The 5,659-nt window shown below is 73.3% G+C and carries 5 protein-coding genes and 1 pseudogene; 3 read left to right on the forward strand and 3 right to left on the reverse strand.

Translation table 11 applies throughout. The features are described from left to right. On the reverse strand, positions 1–645 hold a 645-nt coding region (locus JNW87_RS33875), incomplete at its 3' end, for a lytic polysaccharide monooxygenase (protein WP_305070479.1). A 129-nt stretch (positions 646–774) separates the two neighbouring features. Here JNW87_RS33875 and JNW87_RS33880 point away from each other — a divergent pair. The 3 genes from JNW87_RS33880 (at position 775) to JNW87_RS33890 (ending at position 3,799) form a co-directional block, all read left to right on the forward strand. Then, positions 775–1,266, forward strand: a complete 492-nt coding sequence (locus tag JNW87_RS33880; RefSeq protein WP_109805844.1) for a hypothetical protein — start codon at positions 775–777, stop codon at positions 1,264–1,266. 102 nt (positions 1,267–1,368) lie between these two features. Continuing rightward, on the forward strand, positions 1,369–2,775 hold the full coding sequence (locus tag JNW87_RS33885; protein WP_238455092.1) for a class II 3-deoxy-7-phosphoheptulonate synthase: 1,407 nt from the start codon (positions 1,369–1,371) through the stop codon (positions 2,773–2,775). A 4-nt stretch (positions 2,776–2,779) separates the two neighbouring features. Further along, a complete protein-coding gene (locus JNW87_RS33890; protein WP_238455094.1) occupies positions 2,780–3,799 on the forward strand; it encodes a low specificity L-threonine aldolase in 1,020 nt (339 codons plus the stop codon). A 106-nt stretch (positions 3,800–3,905) separates the two neighbouring features. Here JNW87_RS33890 and JNW87_RS33895 read toward each other — a convergent pair whose 3' ends face one another. Then, positions 3,906–4,766, reverse strand: a complete 861-nt coding sequence (locus JNW87_RS33895) for a deoxyribonuclease IV (protein WP_238455093.1) — start codon at positions 4,764–4,766, stop codon at positions 3,906–3,908. Further along, positions 4,763–5,659, reverse strand: a pseudogene (locus JNW87_RS33900) (PASTA domain-containing protein); the annotation flags it as partial. The gene JNW87_RS33895 and the pseudogene JNW87_RS33900, both read right to left, overlap by 4 nt.

Here is a 5,659-nt window from a genome sequence, read left to right on the forward strand (position 1 = left end):
GGTGGTCGGGGTGACCTGGCCGAAGGTGACGTCCGAGCAGGTGTAGAAGGCCTCCGGGCTGTCCGAGCGCTGCCAGATCGAGTAGACCAGGTGCCGCCCGGCGCGCTGCGGCAGCCGCGCGGTCATCCGGTACGCGCCGTCGGTCAGCGCCGGGTCGGTGGCGGTGTGGAACAGCTCCAGGTCGGCCCAGCGCAGCGGGCGGGTGGGGTCGTAGCCGTCGCGGGTGACGTACAGCTCGAAGGTGCCGCGGTGTGGGGCGGTGGCCCGGTAGGCGAAGGTCCAGGTCCCGCCGGAGGGGAGCGCGGTCGCGGGCCAGTCCGCGCGGGTCAGGTCGAAGCCGCGGTACTTGTCCCGGTTGGCGCTGCACAGGCGGCCGTCCGGGATGATCTGCCGGTGCCGCCCGGCCGCGTCGGCGATGTTCACCTCGTTCCAGTCGTAGAGTGCCTGGGTGCCGCCGGCCGCCACGGCCGCCCGGCATGCGGCGGAGTCCGGCGACTCCGGTCCCTCCAGGAAGCAGGCGTACGTCCGGCTGACCGGTGACTGCATGCTGCCGTGCGCGCCGGCCTGGCTGACCAGCGCCAGCGAGGCCAGGATGGGGATGCCGCCCAGTGCGGCGGCGGTCAGGGCCCTGCGTCGTCGAACCATGGGGTCCTCCTCTTTAATAGGAAAGTTAATTAAAAGTTTCGGCCATGGCGGGTGCGACATGCAAGGGTGTCGATGTGACAGGATCGCCGCTCGGCATGTCCCGATGTCCGGGCCGATGGAAGGGGACCGATGGGCCTGACGCACCCGAGGGTGGCGAGCGCCGTCGCTCTGCTCGCGCTCCTGCCGCTCACCCTCGCCGGCTGCGGCTTCGGCGGGGACGACGAGGCCGGGGCCCCGGCGACCGGGACGCAGCGCGCGCCGGCCGAGGAGGCCGCCGCCAAGTCCCGTGAACGGGTGCAGGCGTACCTCGACGCGATGGCGGCCAAGGACGTCGACGCCGGCCGCAGCCAGCTCTGCGCCCCCATGCAGAAGCCCTTCGACGCCGCCGCCACCGGCCCGAACGGCGACTTCGCCGACCACTTCACCGTCCCGCAGGCCACCATCACCGACGTCCGGTCCAGCCCGCACGGGCAGGAGGTCAGCACCGCGGTCACCGTCGCCGTCGGCAGCCGCAAGGCCACCCGGCCGCTGCTGTTCACCGTCACCCGCAGCGGCGCCGACTGGTGCATCTCCGCCGAGGTCCCGGGCGGCAACACCCCCGAGCCGGCCGTCACCCCCTGACCGGTCACCGGCGCCTGACCTGCCGGTGTCGGGCATCTCTCACCTGCCGGAACTGTCCCCCTCGGCGGCGGGCCGCCCCGGCGTTCGCCGTACGCTTCTGTCATGCGCCATGAGTGGCATCAGCTGAGTCACCCCGCGGTGGGCAGCCCGGGCCTGCAGACCAGTCGTCCGACCGTCGACTCCGCCGAGGACGCGGCCCTCGGCCTGGACCGCTGGCGGGAGCTTCCCCGGGCGCAGACCCCGCCCTGGCCGGACGAGGCCAAGGTCGCCGAGGTCTGCAAGGTGCTCGACACCGTGCCGTCGGTCGTCGCGCCCTACGAGGTCGACCAGCTCCGGCAGCGCCTCGCGCTGGTCTGCGAGGGCAAGGCGTTCCTGCTCCAGGGCGGCGACTGCGCCGAGACCTTCGCCGACAACACCGAGAGCCACCTGCTGGCCAACGCCCGCACGCTGCTCCAGATGGCGATCGTGCTGACGTACGGCGCGTCGCTGCCGGTGGTCAAGGTGGCCCGGGTCGCCGGCCAGTACACCAAGCCCCGCTCGCTGCCGACCGACGCCCGCGGCCTGCCGGCCTACCGCGGCGACATGATCAACTCGCTGGAGACCACGCCGGAGGCGCGGGTCGCCGACCCGCAGCGCATGATCCGGGCGTACGCCAACTCGGCCGCCGCGATGAACATGCTCCGGGCGTACCTGGCCGGCGGGCTCGCCGACCTGCACGCCGTGCACGACTGGAACAAGGGCTTCGTCAAGAACTCCCCGGCCGGCGAGCGCTACGAGGCGATCGCCCGGGAGATCGACCGGGCGCTGGCCTTCATCCGGGCCTGCGGGATGACCGACGACGAGGCGCTGCGCACGGTCACCCTCTACTGTTCGCACGAGGCCCTCGCGCTGGAGTACGACCGGGCGCTCACCCGGGTCTCCGGCGAGCGGGCGTACGGCCTCTCCGGGCACTTCCTCTGGATCGGCGAGCGGACCCGGCACATCGACGGGGCGCACATCGACTTCATCTCCCGGATCGCCAACCCGATCGGCGTGAAGCTCGGCCCGACCACCACCCCGGACGAGGCGATCGAGCTCTGCGAGAAGCTCAACCCGGACAACGTCCCCGGCCGGCTGACCCTGATCAGCCGGATGGGCAACCACCGGGTCCGGGACGCCCTGCCGCCGATCGTCGCCAAGGTCACCGCGGCCGGCGCCAAGGTGGTCTGGCAGTGCGACCCGATGCACGGCAACACCCACGAGTCCTCGAACGGCTACAAGACCCGGCACTTCGACCGGATCGTCGACGAGGTGCTCGGCTACTTCGAGGTGCACCGCGGCCTGGAGACCCACCCGGGCGGCCTGCACGTCGAGCTGACCGGCGAGGACGTCACCGAGTGCCTCGGCGGCGCCCAGGGCATCGAGGACCTCGACCTGCCCGACCGGTACGAAACCGCCTGCGACCCGCGACTGAACACCCAGCAGTCGCTGGAGTTGGCCTTCCTGGTGGCGGAGATGCTGCGTGGCTGACGACCTGATTGATCTGCGTTCCGACACGGTGACCCGGCCCACCGCCGGGATGCGCGAGGCGATGGCGACCGCCGAGGTCGGCGACGACGTCTACGGCGAGGACCCGACCGTCGCCGCGCTGGAGGCCGAGGTCGCGGCGCTATTCGGGCACGAGGCGGCGCTGTTCGCGCCGTCCGGGTCGATGGCCAACCAGATCGCCCTCCAGCTCGTCGTGCCGCCCGGGGACGAGCTGCTCTGCGACGCCGACGCGCACGTCGTCACGTACGAGATCGGGGCGGCGGCCGCGTACGGCGGCATCTCGTCGCGGACCTGGCCGGCGGTCGGCGCGGAGCTCGACCCGGACGTGGTCGCCGGCATGATCCGGCCCGACGGCTACTTCGCCGTCCCCACCCGGGCCATCGCGGTCGAGCAGACCCACAACCGCGGCGGCGGCGGGGTCATCCCACTGGCCACCCTGCGCGAGCTGCGCCGGGTCGCCGACGACAACGGCCTCGCCCTGCACTGCGACGGCGCCCGGATCTGGCACGCGCACGTCGCCGACGGCGTGCCGCTGGTCGAGTACGGCGCGCTCTTCGACACCCTGTCGGTCTGCCTCTCCAAGGGCCTGGGCGCGCCGGTCGGCTCGCTGGTCGTCGGCAGCGCCGAGAAGATCGCCCGGGCCCGGTTCGTCCGCAAGCGGATGGGCGGCGGGATGCGGCAGGTCGGCGTCCTCGCCGCCGCCGGCCGGTACGCCCTGGCCCACCACGTCGACCGGCTCGCCGAGGACCACGCCAAGGCGGCCCGACTCGCCGAGGCGGTCGCCCCGTTCGGCGTGCTCGCCACCGCCGTGCGGACCAACCTCGTCCCGCTGGACCTCACCAAGCACCCGCTCGACGCGAAGGCCCTCGCGGCCGCCGCCCGCGCCGAGGGCGTGCTGATCTCGGTGCTCGGCCCGCGTACCGCCCGCCTGGTCACCCACTTCGACGTGGCCGACGCCGCGGTCGACCGCGCGGCCCAGGTTCTCACCCGCGTCCTGCGCGGCTGACGCCGGCCGCTCCCCGGTGTCGATCAAGAGGTTTGCGTCGAAATCCGTGGCCCGGATGACGCAGACCTCTTGATCGACACCTACCTGGCCGGGGCCGGGGTGGGGGTCAGGGGTGGAGGCGGTTGAGGGTGGCGATGTCGGCGGCGTGGCCGACGTGCTTCTCCGTGGGGGTCTCCACCACGATCGGCACGCCCGCGGTGGCCGGGTGGCGCATCAGCTCGGCGAACGCCGGCTCGCCGATGGTGCCCTTGCCGATGTTCTCGTGCCGGTCCCGGGTCGAGCCGCAGAGGTCCTTCGAGTCATTGGCGTGCACCAGCCTCAGCCGGCCCGGCCCGACCGTCGCCACCAGGGCGTCCAGCGTCGCCGTCATGCCGCCTTCGGCCGCCAGGTCGTGGCCCGCCGCCCAGGCGTGGCAGGTGTCGAAGCAGACCCCCAGCCCGGGGTGCCGGTCCACCGCGTCCAGGTAGGGGCCGAGCTGTTCCACCCGGGAGGCCAGCGACCGGCCCCCGCCCGCGCTCGGCTCCACCAGCAGCATCGGGCCGTCCGTGGCCGCCGCCTCGTCCAACAGCGGCAGCAGCGCCTCCCGGACCTGCCGCATCGCCGCCTCCGCGTGCCCCGCGTCCACCGCGCTGCCCGCGTGGAAGACCACGCCCCGGGCGCCGATCGCCATGCCCCGGCGCAGCGCGTGCGCCAGGGTCTGCGCCGACCTCTCCACCGTCGCCGGGGTGGGGGAGCCGAGGTTCACCAGCAGCGACGCGTGGATGTACACCGGCACGCCGCGCTCGGCGCAGCCGTCCCGGAACAGCGCGTCCTGGACCGGGTCACCCGCGGGCAGCGCCCAGCCGCGCGAGTTGGAGACGTAGACCTGCACCACCCCGGAGCCGGTCGCCTCGACGTACGGCAGGGCCGCCTTCGCCAGGCCACCCGAGGTGGGGGTGTGCGAGCCGATCGGGCGGTGCGCGTTCACAGGCAGGTGATCGTGACCGGGGTGCCCGGGGGCACCTGCGAATTCTCACCCGGGTTCTGGAAGCGGGCCACCCCGTTCGGGTTGAGTTGGATGTTGGTCGGGAAGCCCTGGCTCTCCAGCACCTGCTTCGCCTGCTGACAGGGCAGGTCGATCACCCGGGGGACGACGACCGCCGGCGGGCCCTTGCTGATCTCCAGCTTGACCTGGGCGCCCTTCTCCACACCCGTGCCGTCCGCCGGGCTCTGACCGAGGACCTCGTCCTTCGGCTTGTCCGAGTCCTTGTACGTCTCCACCAGGGTCAACCCGAGCTGCGCCAGCGTCGCCCGGGCCTCGTTGATGTTCTTGCCGACCAGGTTCGGTACCGAAACCGGCGCCCTGCCCTTGCTCAGCACGACGGTCACCTTGCTGCCCGGCTTGACCACCGTGCCCACCTTCGGGTCGGTGGCCACCACCACCCCGGCGGGCAGGCTGTCGTCGTACCGGGCGGCGCCCTTGGCCACCACCAGCTTCGCGTCGGTCAGCTCGGCCTGGGCCAGCTCGAAGTCCTTGCCCACCACGTCGGGCACCGGCAGCCGCTCCGGCCCGAGCGACAAGGTGAGCGTGATCGTGCCGCCCTTGACGATCCGGGCCGCCGAGACCGGGTCCTGGCCCAGCACGCTGTCCTTGGGCGCCTTCTCGTCGTACCGCGGCTCGGCGTAGGCGAGGGTGAAGCCGGCGCGGGCGGCCCGTGCCTCCGCGTCGGCCTTGCTCAGGCTCACCAACTGCGGAGCGACCGTGTACCGCCCCACCCCGAACCACCAGCCGCCGACCGCGGCCACCAGGCCGAGCACCACGGCCGCGCGGCCACCGCCAGCCGGCCGCGGGGCGAGCCCATCACGCGGTGCGCAGCCCGC

It is taken from the genome of Micromonospora sp. ATA51, assembly GCF_016802855.1.
GTDB lineage: Bacteria > Actinomycetota > Actinomycetes > Mycobacteriales > Micromonosporaceae > Micromonospora > Micromonospora sicca.